Here is a 23767-nt window from a genome sequence, read left to right as displayed (position 1 = left end):
AAATAAGATTAGTATTTCATCGGCTCTTTACCATTCCCTTCGGTTTTAATTAAGTAAAAGTATAACTCCATAAATCCGCAGGTGTCAACCATATTATTCCACTTCTCAGAAAAGGGTATATGGGCATAAGAAAAGCCCAGGAAAGTCAATCCCGGGCCATTCAGATTTTAAAGCTGGTGTTCAACTTTAATGGTATTTTCTTTCTTGCCATAAATCTTTCTCCCAAGGAGTGTTTGTGCAATAAGGAAAATCCCGCCTACCGTCCAGTAAAGGGGAAGTGCGGATGGTGCATTTAATGAAAACATTACGATCATAACTGGTGACATGAGCCCCATTAGTTTCATTTGCTTTTTTTGATCCTCTGTAACATTTGACATCGATACCTTAAACTGCAGGTAATAGATGATTCCGGCTGCTGCTGTGATCCATATATCAGAATGCCCGAGATTGAACCAGAGGAAAGAGTGGCTGGCTATTTCAGCAGATCCGCGGATAGCATAGTATAACCCCATCAGGATTGGCATCTGAATGAGCATTGGCAGACAGCCGACAGATAGTGGGTTCACCCCGTGTTTTTGGTAAAGGCCCATCATTTCCTGCTGTAGCTTCCTTTGTTCGGCAGGATCCTTTGTTTGTTTAAGTTTCTTTTGTATTTCGTCCATTTCAGGCTTCAGTATTTCCATTTTTTCTTTCATATTCTGCTGGTTCTTATACTGTCTAAGCATAAGAGGCATGAGCGCGAGTCTAATGAGCATTGTAATCAAGATAATCGCAAGGCCATAACTTCCTCCTGTAATGCTTGCAAAAAAGTGGATCAGCCAAGCGAATGGATTGATAAATGTTGTCTGGAAAAAAGATCCCTCGCTTGTCATAGCCTGGCAACCAGTTAATAGTGTCGATAATAGAAGTACTATCATTATGGTGAATCGATTTTTCATTTTTCTCCTCCTAATTTTCAAGTTGTTCACATAAGGAGAAAAATGCTGTCTTCATCACCTGGATCTATCTTTATTTTAATCCGCTTAAGGATCAGAAGCTGAAATCTCGTTCCGAGTTCAGCTTTATTTTTAAACGCTTTTTCAGAAACGGATGGCTTAAGTTTGATCTGCAAATAACAAGATTCGATATAAGAGGTGTCACCTAATGCCCATAAGACGGACATTGACATGCTGATGAGCAGTGTTAAATAAACACTATACATTGCCGTTGCTTCGATCGACTGAGCGTAAATTTCCATAAGCATGCCATCACCTCTTCTCTTTCATTAATCAAGTATATTTTAAAATCCTGTTTTTAACAATCAGTATATATACGAAATAAAATGGAAAAAGTTCTGATTTCCATATACTGGAGGTTTCAAGAGTGAAAGGAGGGGCTAATTATATAGAACAAACTTCCCAAATCGAAAGGGGCAGCAAATATGAAAATAGTATACGGATTAATGGTCAATGCAGGTGACGCTGACGAAATGCTCTGGGACCATGGTGTATGGGAAACAGAAGAAGCAGCGAATGAATATATTGAAAATGAAATGTCGACAATCAGTGGTGTCTGGGTAGGTGAACTGAAGGTGAATGACGCAATCCCGGAAGCGGCTGAAGATTCAGAGGGAGAAATGGTAGAGTGCGACTTATGTGGAATCGAGTATAACCCTGAAGATGTCAATACTGAGGATTACGAAGATGCCGTGTGCCTGTATTGTGAGCCAGGGTATAAGGAAAATATGAATATTGCATAGATTACAACCATGGGAAAACCCCATGGTTTTTTTGATTTTTTTTGGAATTTCTATAAAAGTTTTTATAAGGATAGAAATAGGGGAAATTAGAAGTAGTGGAAGAGATTGGAGTGATTGTATTGGAAGAAGTGAATTTGCATGAAATATTTCAGACTGGATTCTTTTTAATCTTAATTGCAGCGGGAATCACAGCGATAGCCAAGAAAGTTAAACAGCCTTATCCTATTGCCCTGGTTATCGTTGGTGCAATAATTGGATTGTTGAATATACCTTTACTTGAACCATTGAAGATGTTCATTACAGAAGGGGAAATTTTTAATTTCGTCATCATTACATTATTTCTTCCTGCACTGCTTGGGGAAGCAGCATTAAAACTGCCATTTTCTCATTTGAAGGAAAACAAAGAACCGATCCTTGCATTGGCATTTGGAGGTACACTACTTTCATTTCTGCTGATAGGATTTACAGCACACTATTTTCTTGGGCTTTCGCTGCCTGCTGCATTTGTTTTTGGAGCATTGATGAGTGCAACGGACCCAGTAAGTGTCCTTTCCATTTTTAAAAGCGTGGGCGTGAAAAAGCGGCTTGCAGTCGTCATTGAAGGAGAAAGCTTGTTCAATGATGGGCTGGCAGTAGTACTTTTCAAAATATCTGCCTTATCATTGATTACATATCTGGACGCCGGGTGGTCTGGACTTGGCATGGGACTATGGGATTTTATCAGGGTCGTTTCACTCGGGCTGATCATCGGTGGTGCACTGGGATATGGTTTTTCCCTTTTGACGAAGTATTTTGATGATTATCCATTAGAAATTATTTTCAGCATCCTCTTATTTTATGGATCTTTTTTGATAGCAGAAAGCGTACATGCTTCTGGTGTTATAGCGGTTGTGGTTGCAGCGTTAATCTTCGGGAATTTCGGTTCTAGCATAGGAATGACACCGACTACAAAATTGAATATTAACAATTTTTGGGATGTTGCTGCCCTTTTGGCGAATTCGATTGTGTTCTTGATGATCGGGCTGGAGATAACAAGAATCGATATGCAGGATAAGTGGGAAATAATTTTCATTGCCATTATCCTTGTTCTTATTGCCCGTAGTGCAGCTGTGTATGCCAGCATGTCTGTCATCAGGGATTTCAGCATGAATTGGAAACATATTTTAAATTGGGGAGGGCTAAAGGGTTCATTATCAATCGCCCTTGTTTTGAGTCTGCCGAGGGACTTCCAGGGGAGAGAGGAACTATTGATCCTGGCCTTCAGTGTTGTACTCTTTTCACTTGTCGTTCAAGGCTTGACCATTAAACCTCTCATTTCTTTCCTTGGGATCAACAAAAAAGAAGAAGTATATTTTGAATATGAACAGCTGCTTTCAAAAATTCACAGATATGAAACGGCGATGAAAGAAATGATGGAAGCAAAAGGAAGATACTATCTGACAAAGACAATTACGGATGAGTATGTCCAAAAGTATCAACAGAAGCTGGAAATTGCAATTGCCGAAATGGAAGAATTGTACCGAAGGAAGCCTGAACTGAAAGAGAAGCAAACCGAAACATTGCGTAGAGTTGTTTTCTATGCAGAACATGAGGCTGTTGATAAACTGTCAATGGAAGAGATCATTTCTTCGGAAACAGCGGAAAAAGAACGAAAAGAGCTGACTGAGGCTTTAGTGAATTTGTCTCATGAAAAAGAAGGCTGACTTGAACGTCGGCCTTTTTGCTGTGAATTTTATACCCAATAAGTCAAAGTATCCATGATTCCGACCAAGATTAAAATATATCCTGCAGAAGTTTGCACCATAGCTCCTATTTTGCGGCTTTTTTTCATTAATGAACCATCAAGTCCCATGAAGGAGATGATTGCGGCAAATATAATCAGCGGGATTGAGGTGCCTGCTCCAAAAACGGCCGGCAGTACTGCGCCATATGATGAACTGAGCACAATGGGCATGAGAGTGAAGAAGAATAGTGAAAACATGGTTGGGCAGAATGCGATGGAAAAGCTTACCCCCATTAAAAACGAACCTGTCTTGCCTCTGCCTCCCCATTCAGGCAGGAAAGATGTTAAGCGGCTGATCCAATTGAATGCGAAGAGGCCTATAAGAGATAGGCCAATTAGAATGAATAGAGGGCCCATCAATTTGCGGAACCAGGAAAAGAATTCTGGAAGCATTTGCTGAAAACCATTTCCAACTAGCCAAACGGCAAGCCCCAGCAAAGAAAAGACCGTGATTTTGCCGAGTATGAAAAAGGACATTTCCGTCCAATGGCTCTTCGCCTGCAAGCTGCGATTGCCATAGTACGTGATGGCACCTATATTGGCTGAGAGCTGACATGGAGCAAGAGCACCTACAAGTCCCAGCAGGAAGCTTGCGAGTATGGGGATTTGTTCTGTCTGATTCACCAGAGTAAAAAAAGGTCCGCTTAAATAGTTGCTGATTTCCGAAAGCAATTGATACATCAATAAATCCTCCAATAAATGTATTAACATAATGATACTAGAGAAATATCAAGAACCTATGCAGAAAAAACAGCAGGAAAGAATTCCTGCTGTCATTTTAAGGCTGTCTTGGCTGTTAGTAGTCTATAAGCACGCTCGACCTCATCATCTGATGGAGGTTCCACATCATTTAGCGGATATTCAAGTCCCAGTGCCTCCCATTTGTACACCCCAAGTTTGTGGTAAGGCAGTACTTCCAGTTTGCGTACGTTTTCCAAAGTGCCTATGAACGCCCCCAGCTCGGTGAGGTCATCAATTTCATTGGTCACCCCGGGTACAAGTACGTGCCGGATCCAGACAGGGACGTTGTGCTGTGATAAGTAGCGGGCGAAATCGAGAATATGTTCATTCGCCATGCCTGTCAGCTTAATATGTTTCTTTCTGTTAATATGTTTTAAGTCCAGAAGGACCAAATCAGTATAGCGCAAAAGTTCGGCAAGCTGTTCCTGGAAAACGGGAGCGCTTGAGTAACACCCGCCTGAAGAATCAATGGCAGTATGCACTCCGAGTTTTTTGCACTCCTTGAAAAGCTCAGTGATGAAGGGTATTTGCAACAGAGGCTCTCCTCCGCTCACTGTGATGCCGCCACCAGATGCTTCAATGAAAGGCAGATAAGACTTCAGATCATCAATGATTTCGGAAACAGCCATTTGTTTGCCTGTGCCAATTTCCCACGTATCTGCGTTATGGCAGAACTGGCAGCGCAGCAGGCACCCCTGCGTGAAGATTACATAGCGGATTCCGGGTCCGTCTACAGTTCCAAAGGTTTCGATAGAATGAATGTTTCCGTTCATGATGATTTCTCCTTTCAATAAAACAGGAGGACCTGCTTCCAGGGAGGGCAGCTCCTGTTCAGTTCACGATTGGTGTTTACATTGTTTCATGGAAAGTACGGTTAATGACATCCATCTGCTGCTCACGTGTCAGCTTGATGAAGTTCACTGCGTATCCAGAGACACGGATTGTCAACTGAGGGTACTCCTCAGGATGTTCCATTGCGTTTAAAAGTGTTTCCCTGTTGAATACGTTGACGTTCAAATGATGTCCATCCTTAATTGCATATCCGTCAAGGATGGATACAAGATTGTTCGTTCTGCTTTCTTCATCTTTACCAAGTGCTTTTGGTACGATGGAGAAAGTATTGGAAATGCCGTCCATTGCATAGCTGTATGGAAGCTTAGCCACTGATGAAAGGGAAGCAAGCGTACCTTTAGTATCGCGGCCGTGCATTGGATTGGCACCTGGTGCAAATGGTTCGCCGGAGCGGCGGCCATCTGGTGTATTGCCAGTCTTCTTGCCATATACAACGTTTGAAGTAATGGTAAGGATCGACATAGTATGGACAGAGTTGCGATATGTCGGGTGCTTGCGCAGTTTTGTCATGAAGTTCTTGACGAGCCCTACAGCAATGCTGTCGACACGGTCATCGTTGTTGCCGTATTTAGGGAAATCGCCTTCTGTTTCAAAGTCAACTGCAATGCCGTTCTCGTCACGGATAACTATTACCTTTGCATGCTTGATTGCGCTCAATGAATCCGCTACGACACTTAACCCTGCAATCCCGGTTGCCATTGTACGGAGGACTTCTGTATCATGAAGAGCCATTTCAATCCGTTCATAGCTGTATTTGTCATGCATGTAGTGGATAACATTGAGAGTGTTGATGTAAAGGCCAGCAAGCCATTCCATAACATTATCGAATTTTTCCATTACTTCTTTATAGTCCAGTACATCAGAAGTAATCGGGCCGAAGGCTGGTGCAACCTGGATCTTAAGCTTTTCATCGACACCGCCGTTGATTGCGTAAAGCAAAGCTTTTGCCAGATTGGCACGGGCGCCGAAGAATTGCATCTGCTTGCCGATTTCCATCGCGGATACACAGCAGGCGATCCCATAGTCATCACCATATTCACAGCGCATCAAATCGTCGTTTTCATACTGAATTGAACTTGTTTTAATGGACATTTCAGCACAATATTTCTTGAAGTTCTCTGGCAGGGCAGGGGACCATAAAACAGTAAGGTTAGGCTCCGGTGCAGGGCCAAGATTATCAAGTGTATGAAGGAAACGGAAAGAGTTCTTTGTCACAAGTGACTGCCCGGTATGGGCCATACCGCCGATTGACTCTGTAACCCAGGTAGGGTCCCCGCTGAATAACTCGTTGTAATCTGGCGTGCGCGCAAATTTCACGAGACGAAGCTTCATGACGAAATGGTCGACAAGTTCCTGTGCCTCTTGTTCAGTCAGGGTTCCATTTTTGAGGTCGCGTTCAATATAGATATCCAGGAAGGTCGCGACACGTCCAAGGCTCATTGCTGCACCGTTTTGTTCTTTGATTGCTGCAAGGTATGCAAAGTAGACCCATTGAAAAGCTTCCGCTGCATTGGTTGCTGGCTTGGAAATATCATATCCATAGCTCTTAGCAAGATGCTTCAATTCATTCAATGAACGGTATTGCTCAGAGATTTCTTCTCTCAGGCGCATTGTGTCTTCAGTCATGACACTGCTTGTCATTCCATGGTCTTTCTTCTTTTGCTCCATCAGGAAGTCGACACCATAAAGAGCTACACGACGGTAATCACCAATGATCCTGCCCCGGCCATAGGCATCTGGCAAGCCGGTAATGATGCCGGCTTTACGGGCCTGGAGCATTTCTTTTGTATAAACATCGAACACGCCCTGGTTATGTGTTTTACGGAAGTCAGTAAATATCTTCTCAACTTCCTTATCCAATTCGTATCCATACGCCTCGCATGCGGCCTTTGCCATGCGGATGCCTCCAAATGGCTGCATAGAGCGCTTGAATGGCTGATCTGTCTGGAAACCGACAACTTTTTCTTTTGTTTTATCAAGATAGCCTGGGCCATGTGAAGTGATGGTGGAAACCACTTCAGTATCCATATCAAGTATTCCGCCGTTTTCGCGCTCCTGTTTTGTCAATTCCATTACTTGCTGCCATAATTGGAGTGTTTCTTCTGTGGCACCTTCCAGGAAACTTGAGTCCCCGGTATATTCAGAGAAGTTCTTCAGGATAAAATCGCGAACATTGATTTCTTCTTGCCAAGCACCATTTTTAAAACCTTTCCATTGTTCCATTTTGGTTCACCTCTAAAGTGGATGTTTGTATAACAGTTATCACACTATTATCATACTACGAATATAACAGAATGAGTGTGACGTATTTGTGAAATTATGAACAAAACTATTAAAACAAGTTTTTAACGAAGTTTCTCTGTGAAGTGAAGTGAACTGTACTATAATTAAATGAAGTTTAAAAGAGTCTGTTATATAAAAATGTTTATGTATTTATGCTATCAGGAAATGTTTGCACTGTGTTTATAGTGATTTGTATGTTTTGTGTCAATTTTAAATTTAAATGAGAAAACAACCTTCAATTAAAAGAAAAAACAGGAATCGGATTCCTGTTCTCGGATGGATTTCAATCCACTACAATATAAGCAATCATCGGCCCGTTGTGTTCAGCTGAAGGGTGGGTAAGGCAAATCAGTCTGTATGTTCCTTCCTTGTCAAATTGCAAAGGGACAAGGGTTTCTTGGCCTTTTTTTACAACTCCCTTGATTTCTGTTCCCTCAATGATGAAAGGATGCTCCTTGCCGTTCACGCCAAGAATTTTCAGGCTTACCTTTTCGCCTTTTTCAACGAAGATTGTACCTGGGTCCCAGCGGTATGCTTCAATTTCTTTACCATCGTCGGTATTCGATTTGAATTCTCCTGTCACGAGGTGTATTTCCCTGATTTGTTCATTCTGTCCGCCTATAGCTGGAGTGGATTCAGGTTTTAAATTCATCCAAATTGAGCCGATGATGGCAGTGAAGACAATTAGGCCAATAAAATATAAAGTCCTTCTTTTAAATACAAAGAAATGCATGTTTTCACCTCCTTATAATCCTCTTTAAATATCTATGCTCGTCCCCTTGTTGAACTTGTCTAATTTTTTGGATTTTCTTTTGTATAGATTATCTTGCCAACAATAGACTATAAATTAGGCTCTTATAGAGTAAACAGCTTGGGAAAGTGAAGGTGGAAAACGATGTACCGTTTATTTACACATAATGATTTGGATGGAGTGGCATGTGGGATTCTATTCCGGCTTGCATTCGGTGAGCAAGCGGATATCCGCTATAATTCTGTATCTGGGTTGAATTTTCAGGTGGAGAAATATTTTGAGAGAATGAATGAGCGCTTGAAAAAGGAAGACCATCTATACATAACCGACCTTTCCGTCAACCACGAAGTAACGGAAAGAATCAATCGTTTCGTATCAGAAGGAGGGAAGGCTTACCTGATCGACCATCATAAAACGGCTTTGCATTTCAATGACTATAGCTGGGGATATGTAAAAGTGGAAGATGAATCTGGTACACTTACAAGCGCGTCTTCATTAGTTTATGAATACTTGAAAGACAAACGCCAATTGGCTGATAACGGTACACTTAATGAGTTTGTTGAGCTGGTCCGCCAGTATGATACATGGGATTGGGATATTCACCAGAATTTCAAGGCGAAAAATCTGAATGATTTATTTTTCATGGTTTCTATAGAAGAATTTGAAGAACGTATGATATCCAGGCTTCAAACAGATAATGGATTCGAATTCGATGAATTTGAGCAAAAGTTATTGGAAATGGAAGAGGGTAAAATCGAACGTTATATAAGGAGGAAGAAAAGGGAAATCATTCAAATGGAGCATGATGGACTCTATGGAGGAGTCGTCCATGCCGAATCCTATCATTCTGAGCTGGGTAATGAACTTGGGAAGGAGTTTCCACACCTGGATTATATAGCGATCCTAAATGTAGGTGGCAAGAAAATCAGTTTCAGGACAATTCATGATCATGTGGACGTTTCTGCTGTCGCAGGAGAATTTGGAGGCGGTGGACATGCGAAGGCTTCTGGATGTACGATAAATGGAGAGGCTTATAAACGTTATATTGATCAAGTGTTTCCCCTTGAAACGATCAAACATGACGCATTCAAAAATACTTATAATATAAAGGATTCTAAAAATGGCTGTCTCTATGAGAATAGGGATAGGGACTTGTTTTTCATCTTTAAGGATGGAACACGCTATATTATAAAGCTAAAGCATGAAGAAAGCCTAGGGCCATTTAATGATTTCCCAGAAGCCGAACGCTTCTTGAAGAGGAGGTATGGAGCAGCACTTGCGAGGGATGAAGTGTATGTTGGATACCTTGAAAGCATAGTCTATAATAAAGTTCTTCTTTCGTGAAGGTGTCATTAAGCAAAAAAAGAAGCCTCGCCACTGATTTCAAAGTAAATAACAAGAGGATGTCTCAAAAAATATAAACTTTTGGGCACCCTCTTTTTTTAGACTAGCTTCTAAATTTGGTCCGTTGATTTCCGTTTCAGGAGCTTCGATCCTGCGGGGTCTCACCTGACCTGCTGATCCCGCAGGACACTGAATAGCTTCAACGAATGTGCCCACGCACGATGGAAATGCATTAGCATTTTCGGAGGAGTCTACGCACCTTCCACTCCAATCAACTCAAGTTTCTATATTCATTTTTCCTCACAAATATAAATACAAGAAAACCCCTTTTTCTAATTCTATACGGAAAAGTATCTTATTGTGGTTGCTATTCTGATTTTCTGTGCGTGGAGTCGATTTTACACATAAGTGTACAAGTCGTTGTCTGCGCATAAATCGAGGCTTCCTTTTTTGTCCTGCCAATGTTTCCTTTTGTTCCATTTGGGTTAAAAATTAATAACACTAGACCATTATAAGCCGGTTTCTGGTAAAATAATTGCAGAATTTTAAAATGGATGTGTTATGGATGAGAAAACTTTTGGCATTGTCAATGGCGGTTCTGATAAGCATGTACTCTTTCGCGCAATTTGTACATGCGGAGGAAGATGATCCTGTATTAACCTCTGAAGCCGCTGTCTTGATGGACACGCAGTCAGGTGCCATTCTGTTTGGGAAAAACGAAGAAAAACGAATGTATCCTGCCAGTCTTACAAAGATTGCCACAGCTATTTATGCGATTGAAAGTGCAAATTTGAATGACCAGGTAGTCGTTAGTGAAAAAATCAAGGAGATAGAAGGTACGAGAGTGTATTTAAATCCTGGAGAACGGGTGACTTTAAAGAAACTGATCCAGGGTATGCTGATCAATTCGGGAAACGATGCCGCATTGACGATTGCTATTCATCTTGATGGGACAATGGAGAACTACTCCCAAAGCATTAATGAATACCTGGAAAATGAAATCGGAGTAAAAAACACCCATTTTGTCAATCCCCACGGCTTATTTGACGAGAATCACTATACGACTGCAAAGGATCTGGCTTTAATTCTGAACTATGCGATGAAAAACGAGGATTTCCGTGAGATCTTCGGGACCAAGGAATTGAAGTGGGAAGGTGAGTCATGGAATACACAGATTTTTTCCCACCATCGAATGTTAAAAGGTGAAATTCCATATGAAGGAGTAACCGGCGGTAAAACAGGTTTTGTTGACCAATCCAAACAAACGCTGGCTACGACGGCAGAGAATGGCCGAATGCAATTGACTGCAGTATTACTGAAATCTGAATTCAAAAGAGAGATTTATAAGGATACGATCAAGTTATTTGATTACGGTTTTGCTTCCTATAAATCGGCACAAATCAAAAAGGGTGAAACCTTCACAAGTGGAGAGCTCGAGTTCAAAGCAGGTAAGGATCTCTTTGTGACTGAACCAATCGAAAATGGGAAGAGAGTAGTCGATGATGACGGAGTTTTGAATATAGAGAGTGAAAATGGCAGGACCATTCAATCGGTTGAATTGAAACCATTGATTGAAAAAAAACCTGAAGTAAAAAAAACCACTCAGGAGCCGAAGCAAAGTGGACTGCTTTCTGCCAATGCTATTATTGGGGCATTTTTGGCTGCAGTCGCTATTCTATGGATCATGAATCGAAAGCAAAAGAAAAATAGAAGATTTAGAAGCAGGTAATCTTGCCTGCTTTTTTTATGGATTTTATTTGGAAAAAGAAGGATTGTAAATAGATTTTACAAGGACTTAAAACAACTTTACATTTTGTTAATAAGAGATTAATAGACAGGCATTATAGTAGGAAGCGTGGTAAATATCTTATCTGGAGGTCTTGAAATGAATAAAGCTAACTTTAAAAAGAAGATTCTTCCGCTCGCTGTCCTTTCAACTGTGGCGTTTGGCAGCTTAGTAGGAACTTTCAATGCAGAGGCAAAAAATGACCAGAACAATAATCGTGCAGAAATTAAGAATGTAATCTTCCTGGTTGGTGATGGAATGGGAGGCTCTTATACATCAGCATACCGCTACTTGAAGGATAATCCTGATACACCTGAGGCAGAGAGAACAGAACTGGATAAGTACCTTGTAGGTAACCAAATGACTTATCCTGAAGATCCTGAACAAAATGTAACTGACTCTGCTTCAGCAGCAACTGCCATGTCTGCAGGGATCAAGACTTATAACAATGCGATTGCAGTCGATAATGATGGTTCTGAAGTAAAGACAGTCCTTGAAGCTGCAAAGGAAAACGGAAAGGCAACTGGCCTTGTTGCAACTTCAGAAATTACTCACGCAACACCAGCTTCCTTTGGCGCGCATGATGAAAGCCGCAAGAACATGAATGCAATTGCAGATGATTATTATGATGAATTGGTAAATGGCGACCATAAAATAGATGTTATGCTAGGCGGCGGATTGAGCAACTTTGTGCGCAATGACAGAAACCTTACTGAAGAATTCCAGAAAGATGGCTATAGCTTTGTAAACAACAAAGAAGATATGCTTAATGATACGAATGATAAGGTTCTTGGCCTTTTTGCGGAAGGCGGAATGGACAAAATGATCGACCGAAGAGAAGAAACTCCTTCTCTTGAAGAAATGACCAACTCGGCAATCAATCGTTTAAATAAAGATAAAGATGGTTTCTTCCTGATGGTAGAGGGAAGCCAGATCGACTGGGCCGGCCATGACAATGATATTGTTGCGGCAATGAGTGAAATGGAAGATTTCGAGAAAGCATATAAAGCAGCTATCGAATTCGCGAAAAAGGACAAGCATACCTTAGTCGTTGCGACTGCTGACCACTCAACTGGCGGATATTCAATTGGTGCCAATGGTATCTATAACTGGTTTGGAGCCCCAATCAGAGCTGCGAAACGTACGCCTGATTTCATGGCGGCTGAAATATCAAAAGGCGCTGATGCAGAAGCAACCCTGAAGAAATATATCGACTTTACATCTGTAGGACTGCCTGAGCTGACAACTGAAGAAATTGAATCTGTAAAAGCTGCAGCAGCTAAAAAACCTGTGGATATTGACAATGCTATTGAAAAGATTTTTGACAAGCGTTCAAACACTGGCTGGACAACCGGCGGACATACTGGGGAAGATGTACCTGTTTATGCATTCGGTCCTGGAAAAGAGCGTTTCTACGGCCATATCGAAAATACGGATAATGCGAAAAACATTTTTGATATACTATCAAACGGCAAAAGAAAATAATTAATTTTAAAATCTCCCGCCGGAACCTTGGACCAGCGGGAGATTTCTTGAAAAGGGGTTTTTGACATGAGGAAATATCTGCAATTATTGCTGGCTGCTACTTTACTGACAGGCTGTTCTTTTGCAGAGGCTGAGTCAAAAAAAGAGACGAAATCCTCAGAGGCGGCTATTGAGAAACCATTAAAGAAAAATACCGATGTGTATGTTCCTAACCCACAAGTTACGGAGGATATAAATCTTAAAAAAGCTGGCGATTCTTTGACTGACAATAAAGGTGAGTTAACCCTGAAAACAGTGAAAGAAGTCAATAAGACCTTTAATGTAAATGGTATTGAATATATTGTAAAAGATGTGAGGTTATTACATTTTGTACCTGCTTACAGCCTGATTGATTTCTTCCATGCCTATACACATGATGAAGAATTTGATTTTGTGAAGATAAATGTTGAAGTAAAGAATAATTCAAAAGAAAATTATCACTTTGGCCCTGTAGCGATGGTGAATATCAATGATTCGATCCATAAGACATGGGAAGATGATTTTTATTTAGAAAACCTTAATGGCGAAATTTCAGCCGGACAAACGAAACGCGGAAATCTTGGTTTTATTGTTGAGGATATGGACAGCCTTAATAAAGTAGAAATCCTGTCAGGTGATCTTGTTGATGAGAGCAAGAAGAAGGTCGCTGATCCTGTAAAGCTAGTTGTGAATGTTAACTAGGAAAATAGATATTTTACTGCTTATCGGTAAAATCAGCCATCTGGAGAATTCGAATCGTAAATGAACAAAAGGGGAAGCCAATTGAATTGGCTTCCCCTTTTGTTCCGGATAAATAAAGCAATCGGACTCACTGTTTTAAGAATGATGTTGAAAGCAACATAAGGAATGAGATGCCCACCATGGCAATAACCCAAAGCCAGGCAGCATCCAGATTCCCGGATTCAATCGCCATATAGATAGCCGTCGGAGCTGTCTGTGTTCTTCCGGGCAGATTGCCGGCAAACATGAGTGTTGCGCCGAATTCGCCGAGAGCTCTTGCAAAGCTGAGGATCAACCCTGTAACAAGTGTTCTTGATGACAGGGGCAGCGTTACATACCAAAATACTTTCCATTCATTTGCTCCATCTACTCTTGCAGCTTCTTCTGCTCCTGGATCTACTTGAAGGAACCCAGTTTTAGCTGACTGATACATCAAAGGAAATGCCACGACTGATGCAGCGATTACGGCAGCCCACCAGGTAAACATGATGGTGCTGCCGAATAGATTTTCCACTGTTCTGCCTATCGGGCTGTTGATGCCAAAGATGATGATCAATATAAACCCGACTACCGTTGGCGGGAGTACTAAAGGCAATGTCAGGAGTGTTTCTGCTGCTGTTTTGCCAAAGAATTGCTTTTTCGCCATGAACCTTGCAGACAATAGGCCGAAAATGAAAACAAACACCACCGACATTGATGCAATCTCCACCGATAGTTTGATCGGGGTCCAAAAATCACTGCTCATAAATAATCATTCCAATGCTGCTTTAAAGCCATATTTTTCGAAAATTTCCATCGCTTCTTTTCCTTTCAGAAAATCGAGAAACCTGCTTGCTTCTTCCTTGTGTTTGGTTCCTGCGATGACCCCGGCAGGGTAAATAATCGGATCATGCAGAGCTTCTTTCTGAAAAGGTATAATTCTTACTTGATCAGAAACCATGGCGTCGGTTTTATAAACAATGCCAGCTTCTACATTCTTGGTTTCAACATAGGATAGAACCTGGCGGACATCCTTTGTGGGGATTAGTTTTTGTTCGATATCTTCCCATAAACCTAAAGAGAGTAAAGCCTGTTTTGCATACATCCCTGCAGGGACAGTTTCTGGTGTTCCAATTGCAATTCTTGAAATCTCAGCATCTGTAAGTGATTTTACAGAATGAAGGTTTTTGTTATCCTTCTGGGTAATCAAAACAAGCTGGTTTTTTAATAGTTTGACATTATGGTTTTGATCTATAAGTTGTTTTGACATTAATACATTGAATTGGTCCTGTGCTGCAGAAACAAATAAATCTACTGGTGCACCCTGGGAAATTTGCTGCTGAAGGGAACCGGAACCGCCAAAGTTATAAATAATTTTAATGTCTGGATTCTGGTTCGAGTAGGTTTTTCCTGCTTCCTCCAAAGCCTCCCGAAGGCTTGCAGCAGCAGATACGGTAAGCTCAGTTCCTTTTGTATCGCTGTTGGCTCCGCAACTCGTCAGAACGGTAAGAAAAGCAGCTAAAAGGAATATATGTAATTTTCTCAAACAAAGACATCCCCTTACAAAACTTTTAATCATATGCAATGGTTATAACTGATTATATCGGATATAGAAGGAGACTACATAATGAAAATATCACAAGTTGGTGAAAATATCATGGATAGTGAAACAGAGGGTCTTCGGGGAAAAGAAAAACTGCCTATCGGCAGTTTCGGTGATTCTTATTGGATTTGCCCTGATTTTTGATCAATCTGTCTTAGAATGTCCTCAGCAGAAAGGCCGTTGGCTTCAATGACCGAACCCTGGGTCACAACATCCTGCATACCCATGACGTTTGAATCAATCCCGCTGATGACACAGAAATCGCAGCCCTGTGCATCTGCTTCCTGGCGAAGTTCTACAACGTCATAGCCTTTTTGGCGCAATGCCTCAGAGATATTAGATAAAGATTGTTCTACACCTACTCTTGCCATTCTCTACACCTCCTCACTCATTTAACTTGTCCGCGGCAAGAATAATTTATTCCATGAGCTTCACAATATTAAATGCAGGTAAAGGAGGTGCAGACATGTCAAATAAGCGAAAAAAGGATCCATCAACCATCGGACTAAATTCGAGCCAGGTGGAGGGGCAGGGCACTACGGCAAGTGAAACAGGAAGCAAGGCTGCTGATTCCTCCAGAAGGAAGCAGAAAAGAGGCTGATTTGTTCAAAGCAAAAACCCCCGGAGGAAATCCGAGGGTTTTTTAGCTTATACATACATCTCAGCAATTTGCTTTTGAAGCTCTTCGTTTTCAAGATATTCGTCATACGTCATCTGCTTATCGACCAATCCTGTTGGAGTGATTTCCATGATCCTGTTTGCAACAGTTTGAACAAACTGATGGTCATGGGACGAGAAGATCATGGAACCCTTGAAGTTGATCATTCCATTGTTCAAAGCTGTGATGGATTCAAGGTCCAAGTGGTTCGTTGGTTCATCCAACAAGAGCACATTCGCACCAGAAAGCATCATCTTTGATAACATGCAGCGGACTTTTTCGCCTCCAGAAAGAACGCTTGCTTTCTTCAATACTTCTTCACCAGAGAATAGCATACGGCCAAGGAATCCTCGCAGGAAGCTCTCGCTGTCATCCTTTGGCGAGAACTGGCGCAGCCAGTCAACAAGAGTAAGGTCGCAGCCGTCAAAGTACTCGGAATTGTCCTTAGGGAAATATGCCTGGGAAGTGGTCACTCCCCACTTAAATGTACCGCTGTCTGGTTCCATTTCACCTGTCAGGATTTTGAACAGAGTCGTAATGGCAATTTCATTTTTCCCAACTAATGCGATTTTATCATCTTTATTCATGATGAAGCTGATATTATCAAGTACTTTTATGCCGTCAACCGTTTTGGTAATACCATCAACCCTTAATAAGTCATTACCGATTTCACGGTCAGGAGTGAATCCTACATATGGATATTTACGGGAAGATGGTCTGATATCATCCAGAGAGATTTTATCAAGCAGTTTTTTACGTGAAGTTGCTTGCTTTGACTTAGATGCGTTGGCGCTGAATCTAGCAATGAACGCCTGCAATTCCTTGATTTTCTCTTCTTTCTTTTTGTTTGTATCCTGCTGCATTTTCATTGCAAGCTGGCTGGACTCATACCAGAAATCGTAGTTCCCTACATAAAGCTGGATTTTGCCAAAGTCAAGGTCAGCAATATGTGTACATACTTTATTCAGGAAGTGACGGTCGTGGGATACCACGATAACCGTATTCTCAAAGTTGATCAGGAACTCTTCCAGCCATTGAATCGCAGCGATGTCAAGATGGTTCGTAGGCTCGTCAAGAAGGAGTACATCCGGTTTGCCGAATAATGCCTGGGCAAGAAGGACCTTTACCTTTTCTCCGCCACTGATATCCGCCATTTTCTTCGTGTGGAGGTCTTCGCCGATTCCAAGACCTTTAAGCAGGATGGCAGCTTCAGATTCTGCTTCCCAACCATTCAATTCAGCGAACTCTCCTTCGAGTTCCGCGGCTTTCATGCCGTCTTCATCGGAAAAATCTTCTTTCATGTAAATTGCATCTTTTTCCTGCATTACTTCATACAAACGCGCATGGCCCATTATGACGACTTTCAAAACTTCAACATCTTCATATTCAAAGTGGTTTTGCTTTAGTACTGCCATACGCTCGCCAGGAGTCATGGAAACATTGCCTGTCTGAGCTTCGATTTCACCTGATAATATTTTAAGGAAAGTGGACTTACCGGCTCCATTAGCACCAATCAAACCATAGCAATTTCCAGGTGTGAATTTAATATTAACATCTTCAAAAAGCTTGCGGTCACCATATCTCAGGCCAACATTTTGAACTGTAATCATTTATTTAGTAGCCTCCATTAATATATATCCCAAAGATTATAACATGTTTGAACCTTGTGAGCGAATTCTTTTACATTCAAATTGCGCAGGAAGGAAACATTTTTTCATAAAGGTGTTTCCACTGGAGGGAAAATGGGAAAAAGCAAGAGTAGTTTAGAAGGGATTTTGTCCATCTGGCTAACATAATATGGGGAAGAAGTATATTGGGAAAATAATGAAAAAATTTTTTGTCTGGATGTCAATTTTTTTGCTCATTTTCACACATTTTTCATATTTTTCATGTAGAATAATAATAGACAAAGATGGATAAAAAGGAGTTTTTGAAATGGCTAAAAAGCAGCTGGTTGATTTTGTGAACCGCCTAAAGGAATCAGGGATAAAAGTCAGCTTTACTAAGCCAAAATCAGAATTTTTCTCCCTGCAAAAAACAGAGAAACATCCCACCACTGTTAATTCACATTAAGAGATAGACTGGCTTTTTCCTCTTCGCGGTAAACTGCATCCAGCTACTTCACTCAGTAATGAAGTAAAAGCCAATCTATTACGGTTAATAAAAATAAAAGAAAGCGGTGCAGCCACCGCTTTCTTTTATTTTTAAAGCTCATCCATAATGGCTTCGAAAACTTTATCTTTTTTAAAATCCTCACCCATAGGGAATTTCTTGATGAATTTATTATTTTCATCAATCAGGTAAGTAAAAGTACTGTGCACGTAAAAACCGTTTCCTGGGTCTCGGTACTGGAATTTAAATGTATCGGCAACCTTCTTGATTTTTTGTTGTTCTTCTAGGGTATTGGCTGGGTCCCCGGTAAGGAATATCCAATTCCCGTCATTTTCAAGTCCGAAATTCTCCATGTACTTCCTTAAAACCTCTGGGCTGTCACGGTACGGGTCAATCGTAATCGTTAAAAATTGAACTTTATCTCCATAAACGTTTTCTTTTATTAAATCATTGCGCAGAAGGTTCATCTCCTGGGTTGTCGTAGGGCAGATATCCGGGCAATTTGTATAAATAAACTCCACCAGCTTGATTGTGTCCGTATCTTCTCCGAATGTATATTTCTCTTCATCCATGGTTAACAGGGTAATGCCTTCTGGTATTTGTGCATTGGCATCCCTGACTAAAAAGTATGAGATTCCGGATGCAATACCAATTAAAACAATAAGTGAGCTAATAATATAGATTTTTTTCATAACGCAAGCCTCCCCCTTTATAAGATATAAGAAACACGAGGAAAATCATATGGACATTGTGTGAACTATGTTTATTCTTTTTGCCTTTTCAAAAGGGACGATCAATGAAAAAAGTAAACATTCTTGCAATAAAGTAAACGGAATCTATAATTATAGTAATAATGTTTGGAACGAAAAAGGAGCCATTTTCTTGAAAGCGGATAAGTTCGTTATATACATATTGCAAATTTCTTGAGTACGGTCATCGTGATCTGCGTTTTGCTGGTCCTGAACATCCCTTATAAGGAGTACGAAGCAGCGAGCGAAATAATAACCTATTTTCTGGGACAGGCTACAGTAGCTCTGGAAGTGCCTTTATACAAAAAAAGAAAAATAATTTCGTTCAACCTGCTTTGGCATGGCTTTTAGCGGGAACTGTCTCGACTATTCTTTCAGCTGTCATGATAGGCTATTTACTGAACTTGACTAATATTATCCTGGTTTCTTGACATTAAATTCATAACGATACCAGTAGCTTCCGAGGTTGCCAGGATTATAGATGCTGATCCGATTTTGGTGGCAGCCTTTGTCATGATTACCGGAATGACAGGAGCGATGCTGGGACCTTGGCTGATGAATGTCATGAAAATCCATGATCCTTTTTCAAGAGGACTGGCGATCGGCACCATCGCCCATGGTACGGCCGAAGCTGCCAGAGAAGGGGAGCTTCAGGGGGCGGTATCAGGAGCAGCGATTGGATTGGCGGCGATCCTTACATCACTCCTGCTGCCCGTTATTATCCCCCTCTTTTTATAAGGGGAAATATTGGTGGAAATCTCGAAGCGTTTTATGGAAAAATATAGAAAGGAAGCTGACGATTTATAAGCTTCCTTTTTTTAATGCTTCAATCCATGTTACAGAACTCAATGGGGCAATTTTCACACTGGATTTCACGTTTGAGGAAAGCAAGGTCATGTATGATAATCCTTTTTCTATTAATCGAAATAATTCCTTCGTCCCGCAATTCCCCGAGCATTCGGCTTACACTTTCCCTTGCAGTGCCACAATAGTTAGCAAGATCCTGGTTTGTAATTGGTACATTGATATGGATGCCATCTTCCTTTTTAATACCGTAGCTGTTACTAAGGCGGATCAAAGTGGAATACAAAGCGCCTTTCTTTCCATGCAGGACGAGATCCCTGAATTTAGTGATGGTCCGACGGATATGATCGTTCATCCACTTAAGGAACTGGTATGCCAATTGGCTATTGTTGAATAAGATGTTTTCCAGATTCTCGATATTGATTGCGGCTGCTTCACCGTCCTCAACAACTTTTGCATTGAACAGATACCTTGGCCCAACTGTAAAAAGAGTAAGCTCACCGACGATATCCTTTTTCTTGCACAGCCTTAAAAACAATTCTTTGCCCTCGGCGTTCATCTTGGAAACCTGCACTTTTCCTGAAAGGATGATATACATTTCTTTAGCTTCCTGGCCCTCGCGGAATAAAAAGGTCCCTTTTTTAAACTTTATGATCTTTTCCGATGCCTTGATCAGTTCACTTATCTCATAATTCATACTACTGACATTTTCCTGGCTGGCCACAAAATCTCCACCTTTTTCGACCTTTGGTTAACCCTAATTAAAATGAAATATAAACAACAGGTCAATAGAGAAAATGTGAACATTCTTTTTACAAATCATTTTTCAAAAAAATGGATGAATTTGGTTGACAAAAGAGGCAAAAACGACGTATCCTATTGAGGAGATTATTGATATGTAAGGAGTATGTTCTATGTTAGGTGTCGTTCTTAACTAACCGTTAATTTCATACGGTCAATCCAGTTTGAAATGAAGCCTTTTTTAGGTTTATTTCGTTATGGCCTGGATTGGATGTTAAGAACAATGAACATAGAAGCATGCTTGATATTTGTGAGCAGAAGCTGTGTGCATATACACAGCTTTTTTTCGTAAATATATTGCTCACAGCCCAGCTGTAAGCATTTTAAGCCGCTTTGGACTTGTCCATTGCGGCTTTTTTATTTTTAAGGAGGAATAAACATTGAACGAACAAACTTACACTGTTCTTGGTTATGACAAAATCAAAGAAGCCATTTCGGGATTCGCTTTAACAGAATCAGGCAGAAAGAAAGCTATGGAAATGGAACCATCCACAAACCTAAAGCAGATTGACGCATGGCATAAGGAAATTTCAGAAGCCATTGAAATTCTAAAAATCAGCTCAAGCGTTCCTATCCATGGTCTTGAAGGCATGGAAGCGGTAATGAATGGTTTTAACAAAGGAATCCCGTTGCGAGTAGATCAACTTGTACAGTTGAACTCATTCATTGACAGCTGCAGCAAGCTCCGCCGATTTATGAGGGATAAAGAGTATTGCGCACCTAGAGTATCCGCCTATGTCTATAGTATTGAGGAACTGCCTGAACTAGCGGCGGAAATCCAAAGGTGTATTCGCAATGGACAAATTGATGATTACGCATCAAAAGAGCTGTTAAAGGTCCGCAAACAAATTGGTATCCAGGAGGAGCGTTTGAAGGAAAAGCTTACACAATTATTGAAGTCAGCAAAACTCAAACCATTTCTTCAGGAAGCAGTCGTCAGCCAGAGAAATGGAAGGTATGTTATACCTGTAAAAAAGGAATATCGAGGGAAGGTAAGGGGGGCTGTGCTCGATACATCGGCTTCAGGTTCAACTCTTTTTGTCGAACCAGAAGAAATCGGCGTCTTTCAGGATCAAATGGAGTGGCTTTTCTTCGAGGAGCAGGCAGAGGTGGAGAAAATCTTATTTGCCCTTACCGGTCTGGCAGAAGGTAAAGAAAAAGAAATTAAGCTTGCGATCGAGACGATGGTCCATTTTGATTTTTTATTTTCAAAAGCAAAGTATTGTCGATCGATTGATGCAAAAAAAGTCGATATCGTGGATGATCAAGTGATTGATTATAAAAAGGCACGTCATCCGCTTCTTGGCAGGAATGCGGTTCCATTAACGCTCGAGATCGGAACGAACTACCATGCACTTGTGATTACTGGACCAAATACCGGGGGGAAAACGGTTTCTATTAAAACAGCTGGTCTGCTGGTGTTGATGTCCCAAAGTGGATTGCTCCTGCCGGTTGGAGAGGGCAGCAAATCAGGTATTTTTCATAAGATCCTTGTGGATATAGGGGATGGGCAAAGTATTGAGCAAAACCTAAGTACCTTCAGTTCTAGGATTGTGAATATCATTGAGATTCTAGAAAAAGCAAATGACAGGACCCTTGTCCTCCTGGATGAGCTCGGCTCTGGAACCGATCCTGGAGAGGGGATGGGATTGGCAACAGCCATACTTGAGAACCTGAACAATAAGGGAGCGACCATATTTGCTACAACACACTATAGCGAAATCAAAGAATTTGCGGATACACATGAAGATTTTATGAATGGCTCAATGGAATTCGATCTGGAGACATTGATGCCCACCTACCGGCTGCGCATCGGAACGGGAGGCGATAGCCAGGCATTTGCGATTGCCCTGAAGTTAGGAGTGCATCCAAAATTAATAGAACGGGCCCATATGATCACTTATAAATCTGAAAAGAATTATAGTGCTCTGTTTCAAGATAGCAATGAATTAAAAAGGCGGGAAAAGCAGCTGATTGTCAATAAGCATAAAAGAAAAAAAACGGCCGATGCCAGCAAAACAATAAATCGCTTCGAAATGAGTGATAGTGTTTATGTAACAAGTTCAGGAGAGCTTGGCGTCATTTACAAAGGGCCTGACAGTAATGGGAATTATATTGTGCAGATGAGAGATGAAAAAATAGAAGTAAATCATAAACGTCTGAAATTGAACATCCCTGCGGCAGAACTTTATCCAGAAGATTACGATTTCAATATTTTATTTGAAACCAAAGAACACCGTAAGCTGCTGAACCAAATGGAGCGAAAGCATATTGAAGGAAGTATTATCAGGCAAGATTGATGGATTTTCAAAGGCTTAAGGATGATGGGCCCCAAGGCGGAGCGGCTTTGGGCCCCAGATAGTGCAGATCCAGAGAAGAATGGAGTATAGATACATTCATTGCTATTACAGAAGGCTTTTCCTGAATCGCCCTGCTTTTTTAGAAATTGGACGCTTAGGGGAAAGCCCCTATGAATTTTAAGAAAGTGACGGTGAAAACCGTCTAGTAGCATTGATAATGCTATGGAAGCGCTTAATAAATGGTCATAAACATGTCATGTGTTTTTGTCTTAACAAACAGATAAATCAAGTATAAGATTAAATCAACATAAAAATGTGATTTATTTCACAAACTAAGTGAGGTCTTAAACTTGAGCAGACATCCTATCGACATTGCCATTGGTATTGCTTTGAAAAAGAAAAATTACTTAAGAGAATCGAAGTTGAAGTATTTAATGAGAGCTGCACTTGCAGGTGTATACATCGGTTTTGGGATTATGGTCTCATATCGCCTGGGGGAGTATTTTTTTGATGCGCATTCTCCAGCGACTCCAATCGTAAGCTCGATCTTTTTTGGATTGGCTCTGGTACTGATTTTATACGGCGGCGGGGAGCTTTTTACTAGTAACACGATGCTGATGACCATCAGTTCTCTTAAAAAGGCGACATCATGGAGGGATACCGCTGAAAACTGGATTGCTTGCTATGCAGGAAACATCGCAGGAGCTATATTTTTTGGGACGGTCATTATGTTGTCGGGGATTTTCCCGACGCCTGAAAAAACACAATATATGATGGAAACCGTAAGCATGAAGATGAATACCCCCGCAATCCAATTATTTTTCCGTGCGATTCTGTGTAACTGGCTTGTATGCCTGGCGGTCTGGGTACCTTACAATATTAAGGGAGATGGAGCAAAAATCGGGGTAATGATGCTGCTGGTGTTCGCTTTCGTAGTATCGGGTTTTGAGCATAGTGTCGCAAACATGGTTTTATTTTCGATTGCTCTTCTTGTTGAACATCCAGAGACCATTAGTTTTGGTTTAGGTATTCATAATCTCCTGACAGTTACGATAGGGAATATCATTGGCGGGGCAGTTTTCGTTGGATCAATTTATGTTTACCTGGATGCCACAAAGAATGCCGCAACAAAAAAGCAAGTGGAATCATCCGCTTTCTATGGACAAAACACCTTTAAACAATACTTTTAATATAAGAAAAAATCCGCGGTGACCCCGTGGATTTTTTTGCTAATCCTAT

General features: G+C 41.0%; 22 protein-coding genes and 1 pseudogene. 11 read left to right on the top strand and 12 right to left on the bottom strand.

The window, feature by feature from the left end:
- Positions 1-167 precede the first annotated feature (167 nt).
- The gene (yidC, locus tag FS736_RS17695; protein ID WP_144479705.1) at positions 168-938 is read right to left on the bottom strand and encodes a membrane protein insertase YidC; all 771 of its coding nucleotides are present in this window, start codon (positions 936-938) and stop codon (positions 168-170) included.
- 26 nt (positions 939-964) lie between these two features.
- Entirely contained in the window at positions 965-1243 is a 279-nt protein-coding gene (locus tag FS736_RS17690) for a hypothetical protein (RefSeq protein WP_144479703.1), read from the bottom strand.
- A gap of 177 nt (positions 1244-1420) precedes the next feature.
- Here FS736_RS17690 and FS736_RS17685 point away from each other — a divergent pair, with 177 nt between their 5' ends.
- Positions 1421-1738: a hypothetical protein gene (locus FS736_RS17685; RefSeq protein ID WP_144479701.1), complete on the top strand. Its 318-nt coding sequence runs from the start codon at positions 1421-1423 to the stop codon at positions 1736-1738.
- 119 nt (positions 1739-1857) lie between these two features.
- Complete coding sequence (locus tag FS736_RS17680) at positions 1858-3441, top strand: cation:proton antiporter (RefSeq protein WP_144480035.1); 1584 nt, start codon at positions 1858-1860, stop codon at positions 3439-3441.
- A 29-nt stretch (positions 3442-3470) separates the two neighbouring features.
- Here the strand turns inward: FS736_RS17680 and FS736_RS17675 are convergent, their stop codons facing one another.
- From FS736_RS17675 to FS736_RS17660, 4 genes are all read right to left on the bottom strand, one after another.
- Entirely contained in the window at positions 3471-4202 is a 732-nt protein-coding gene (locus FS736_RS17675) for an urease accessory protein UreH domain-containing protein (RefSeq protein ID WP_144479699.1), read from the bottom strand.
- Positions 4203-4294: 92 nt separating this feature from the next.
- The gene (gene pflA, locus FS736_RS17670) at positions 4295-5035 is read right to left on the bottom strand and encodes a pyruvate formate-lyase-activating protein (RefSeq protein ID WP_144479697.1); all 741 of its coding nucleotides are present in this window, start codon (positions 5033-5035) and stop codon (positions 4295-4297) included.
- A 76-nt stretch (positions 5036-5111) separates the two neighbouring features.
- Positions 5112-7337: a formate C-acetyltransferase gene (gene pflB / locus FS736_RS17665; protein ID WP_144479695.1), complete on the bottom strand. Its 2226-nt coding sequence runs from the start codon at positions 7335-7337 to the stop codon at positions 5112-5114.
- 343 nt (positions 7338-7680) lie between these two features.
- Positions 7681-8130: a cupredoxin domain-containing protein gene (locus FS736_RS17660; RefSeq protein WP_144479693.1), complete on the bottom strand. Its 450-nt coding sequence runs from the start codon at positions 8128-8130 to the stop codon at positions 7681-7683.
- A 162-nt stretch (positions 8131-8292) separates the two neighbouring features.
- On the opposite strand from FS736_RS17660, the gene FS736_RS17655 reads away from it, so the two are divergent.
- From FS736_RS17655 to FS736_RS17640, 4 genes are all read left to right on the top strand, one after another.
- Positions 8293-9492: a DHH family phosphoesterase gene (locus tag FS736_RS17655; protein WP_144479692.1), complete on the top strand. Its 1200-nt coding sequence runs from the start codon at positions 8293-8295 to the stop codon at positions 9490-9492.
- 565 nt (positions 9493-10057) lie between these two features.
- Positions 10058-11221: a D-alanyl-D-alanine carboxypeptidase family protein gene (locus tag FS736_RS17650; protein WP_144479690.1), complete on the top strand. Its 1164-nt coding sequence runs from the start codon at positions 10058-10060 to the stop codon at positions 11219-11221.
- A 156-nt stretch (positions 11222-11377) separates the two neighbouring features.
- Positions 11378-12763 (top strand): alkaline phosphatase, encoded by a 1386-nt coding sequence (locus FS736_RS17645; RefSeq protein ID WP_144479688.1) that lies wholly within the window; start codon positions 11378-11380, stop codon positions 12761-12763.
- A 66-nt stretch (positions 12764-12829) separates the two neighbouring features.
- A complete protein-coding gene (locus FS736_RS17640) occupies positions 12830-13483 on the top strand; it encodes a DUF4352 domain-containing protein (RefSeq protein WP_144479686.1) in 654 nt (217 codons plus the stop codon).
- Positions 13484-13610: 127 nt separating this feature from the next.
- On the opposite strand, the gene modB is transcribed toward FS736_RS17640, so the two are convergent.
- The 3 genes from modB to FS736_RS17625 all read right to left on the bottom strand — a co-directional run bounded on the left by modB (position 13611) and on the right by FS736_RS17625 (position 15475).
- Positions 13611-14267, bottom strand: coding sequence for a molybdate ABC transporter permease subunit (gene modB, locus FS736_RS17635; protein ID WP_144479684.1), 657 nt, complete (start codon positions 14265-14267; stop codon positions 13611-13613).
- A 6-nt stretch (positions 14268-14273) separates the two neighbouring features.
- Positions 14274-15047 carry a molybdate ABC transporter substrate-binding protein gene (gene modA / locus FS736_RS17630; RefSeq protein ID WP_260983641.1) on the bottom strand — a complete coding sequence of 258 codons (774 nt, stop codon included), beginning with the start codon at positions 15045-15047 and terminating at the stop codon, positions 14274-14276.
- A 176-nt stretch (positions 15048-15223) separates the two neighbouring features.
- Positions 15224-15475: a YkuS family protein gene (locus tag FS736_RS17625; RefSeq protein ID WP_144479682.1), complete on the bottom strand. Its 252-nt coding sequence runs from the start codon at positions 15473-15475 to the stop codon at positions 15224-15226.
- Between the two features lie 95 nt (positions 15476-15570).
- Between FS736_RS17625 and FS736_RS17620 the strand changes: the two genes are divergently transcribed.
- The gene (locus FS736_RS17620; RefSeq protein ID WP_144479680.1) at positions 15571-15705 is read left to right on the top strand and encodes a YuzL family protein; all 135 of its coding nucleotides are present in this window, start codon (positions 15571-15573) and stop codon (positions 15703-15705) included.
- A 47-nt stretch (positions 15706-15752) separates the two neighbouring features.
- Here FS736_RS17620 and FS736_RS17615 read toward each other — a convergent pair whose 3' ends face one another.
- Positions 15753-17372 (bottom strand): ABC-F family ATP-binding cassette domain-containing protein, encoded by a 1620-nt coding sequence (locus FS736_RS17615; RefSeq protein WP_144479678.1) that lies wholly within the window; start codon positions 17370-17372, stop codon positions 15753-15755.
- Positions 17373-17697: 325 nt separating this feature from the next.
- On the opposite strand from FS736_RS17615, the gene FS736_RS24415 reads away from it, so the two are divergent.
- Complete coding sequence (locus FS736_RS24415) at positions 17698-17835, top strand: hypothetical protein (RefSeq protein ID WP_023627787.1); 138 nt, start codon at positions 17698-17700, stop codon at positions 17833-17835.
- Between the two features lie 131 nt (positions 17836-17966).
- Here the strand turns inward: FS736_RS24415 and FS736_RS17610 are convergent, their stop codons facing one another.
- Positions 17967-18566: an SCO family protein gene (locus FS736_RS17610; protein WP_144479676.1), complete on the bottom strand. Its 600-nt coding sequence runs from the start codon at positions 18564-18566 to the stop codon at positions 17967-17969.
- Between the two features lie 231 nt (positions 18567-18797).
- Between FS736_RS17610 and FS736_RS17605 the strand changes: the two are divergent.
- Positions 18798-19361, top strand: a pseudogene (locus FS736_RS17605) (LrgB family protein).
- 88 nt (positions 19362-19449) lie between these two features.
- Here FS736_RS17605 and FS736_RS17600 read toward each other — a convergent pair.
- Positions 19450-20124, bottom strand: a complete 675-nt coding sequence (locus FS736_RS17600; protein WP_144480031.1) for a Crp/Fnr family transcriptional regulator — start codon at positions 20122-20124, stop codon at positions 19450-19452.
- 484 nt (positions 20125-20608) lie between these two features.
- On the opposite strand from FS736_RS17600, the gene FS736_RS17595 reads away from it, so the two are divergent.
- Both FS736_RS17595 and FS736_RS17590 read left to right on the top strand, forming a co-directional pair.
- Positions 20609-22528 (top strand): endonuclease MutS2, encoded by a 1920-nt coding sequence (locus FS736_RS17595; protein WP_144479674.1) that lies wholly within the window; start codon positions 20609-20611, stop codon positions 22526-22528.
- A 350-nt stretch (positions 22529-22878) separates the two neighbouring features.
- Positions 22879-23718: a formate/nitrite transporter family protein gene (locus FS736_RS17590; protein ID WP_260983640.1), complete on the top strand. Its 840-nt coding sequence runs from the start codon at positions 22879-22881 to the stop codon at positions 23716-23718.
- Positions 23719-23767: the final 49 nt, after the last annotated feature.

This window comes from Cytobacillus oceanisediminis 2691, from assembly GCF_007678455.1.
Taxonomy (GTDB): Bacteria; Bacillota; Bacilli; order Bacillales; family Cytobacillaceae; genus Mesobacillus; species Mesobacillus oceanisediminis_A.
The sequence above is the reverse complement of the archived record's forward strand: the minus strand, read 5'-3'. Positions and strand labels throughout refer to the sequence as shown.

What these genes read in the sequence shown, in the direction of transcription:
- yidC (WP_144479705.1), bottom strand. Translation starts at nt 938, where the DNA reads ATGAAAAATCGATTCACCATAATGATAGTACTTCTATTATCGACACTA.
- FS736_RS17690 (WP_144479703.1), bottom strand. Translation starts at nt 1,243, where the DNA reads ATGCTTATGGAAATTTACGCTCAGTCGATCGAAGCAACGGCAATGTAT.
- FS736_RS17685 (WP_144479701.1), top strand. Translation starts at nt 1,421, where the DNA reads ATGAAAATAGTATACGGATTAATGGTCAATGCAGGTGACGCTGACGAA.
- FS736_RS17675 (WP_144479699.1), bottom strand. Translation starts at nt 4,202, where the DNA reads ATGTATCAATTGCTTTCGGAAATCAGCAACTATTTAAGCGGACCTTTT.
- pflA (WP_144479697.1), bottom strand. Translation starts at nt 5,035, where the DNA reads ATGAACGGAAACATTCATTCTATCGAAACCTTTGGAACTGTAGACGGA.
- pflB (WP_144479695.1), bottom strand. Translation starts at nt 7,337, where the DNA reads ATGGAACAATGGAAAGGTTTTAAAAATGGTGCTTGGCAAGAAGAAATC.
- FS736_RS17660 (WP_144479693.1), bottom strand. Translation starts at nt 8,130, where the DNA reads ATGCATTTCTTTGTATTTAAAAGAAGGACTTTATATTTTATTGGCCTA.
- FS736_RS17655 (WP_144479692.1), top strand. Translation starts at nt 8,293, where the DNA reads ATGTACCGTTTATTTACACATAATGATTTGGATGGAGTGGCATGTGGG.
- FS736_RS17650 (WP_144479690.1), top strand. Translation starts at nt 10,058, where the DNA reads ATGAGAAAACTTTTGGCATTGTCAATGGCGGTTCTGATAAGCATGTAC.
- FS736_RS17645 (WP_144479688.1), top strand. Translation starts at nt 11,378, where the DNA reads ATGAATAAAGCTAACTTTAAAAAGAAGATTCTTCCGCTCGCTGTCCTT.
- FS736_RS17640 (WP_144479686.1), top strand. Translation starts at nt 12,830, where the DNA reads ATGAGGAAATATCTGCAATTATTGCTGGCTGCTACTTTACTGACAGGC.
- modB (WP_144479684.1), bottom strand. Translation starts at nt 14,267, where the DNA reads ATGAGCAGTGATTTTTGGACCCCGATCAAACTATCGGTGGAGATTGCA.
- FS736_RS17625 (WP_144479682.1), bottom strand. Translation starts at nt 15,475, where the DNA reads ATGGCAAGAGTAGGTGTAGAACAATCTTTATCTAATATCTCTGAGGCA.
- FS736_RS17620 (WP_144479680.1), top strand. Translation starts at nt 15,571, where the DNA reads ATGTCAAATAAGCGAAAAAAGGATCCATCAACCATCGGACTAAATTCG.
- FS736_RS17615 (WP_144479678.1), bottom strand. Translation starts at nt 17,372, where the DNA reads ATGATTACAGTTCAAAATGTTGGCCTGAGATATGGTGACCGCAAGCTT.
- FS736_RS24415 (WP_023627787.1), top strand. Translation starts at nt 17,698, where the DNA reads ATGGCTAAAAAGCAGCTGGTTGATTTTGTGAACCGCCTAAAGGAATCA.
- FS736_RS17610 (WP_144479676.1), bottom strand. Translation starts at nt 18,566, where the DNA reads ATGAAAAAAATCTATATTATTAGCTCACTTATTGTTTTAATTGGTATT.
- FS736_RS17600 (WP_144480031.1), bottom strand. Translation starts at nt 20,124, where the DNA reads ATGAATTATGAGATAAGTGAACTGATCAAGGCATCGGAAAAGATCATA.